Genomic DNA, 698 nt, shown 5'->3' with positions numbered 1-698 from the left:
AAGCTAAAGCAGAAGCCGAATATTTGCTTGCGATGCTTATGGCTAAACTGGGCGTGAACACGGAGATTGTCGTTGTCGGTGAAAACCGTTCCGGTGTAAAGAGCATTGAAAAGATGTTCAAAGAATATGGCCCTGTGAACAAATACGACTCAGCTCGCCGCTGCTCTTTCTACTGGGGTAATTGCTTAAATGAGCCAAAACCATTCAATCAAGAAGAGTGGTTTAAGTCTTACACGGTAACCCTTGGTGAGCAGTCACTTACAGTAAAAAGTTTACCGGGCGTATTCAGTCATGGTGAGTTTGACTTAGGCAGCCGTCTACTACTGGAAACCTTACCTAACTTGTCAGGCAAAGTGCTCGATTTTGGTTGTGGTGCCGGTGTTTTAGGCGCGTTCATGGCGAAAGCAAACCCAGAAATTGCGATTGAGATGTGTGACATCAACGCGTATGCCATCACCTCAAGCCAAGCAACGCTTGAAGCCAACGGTTTGTCTGGTCGCGTGTTTGCGTCTGACATTTACTCAGATACGGCCAATGACTACCGATTTATCATCAGCAACCCACCATTCCACAGTGGTTTAGACACCAATTACAACGCGGCTGAAACTCTGTTAGGTCACGCGCCACAACATCTTTCAAACCATGGTGAGATGATCATTGTTGCGAACAGCTTCTTGAAATACCCACCAATTATTGAG

The 698-nt window shown here is 46.0% G+C and carries 1 protein-coding gene; it reads left to right on the top strand.

The window, feature by feature from the left end; translation table 11 throughout:
- Window positions 1–698, top strand: a 698-nt coding sequence (locus tag R8N47_RS25275) for a methyltransferase (protein WP_318186118.1), incomplete at both ends; no start/stop codon positions are given.

The sequence above is a fragment of the Vibrio sp. 2132-1 genome, assembly GCF_033344315.1.
The sequence above is the reverse complement of the archived record's forward strand: the minus strand, read 5'-3'. Positions and strand labels throughout refer to the sequence as shown.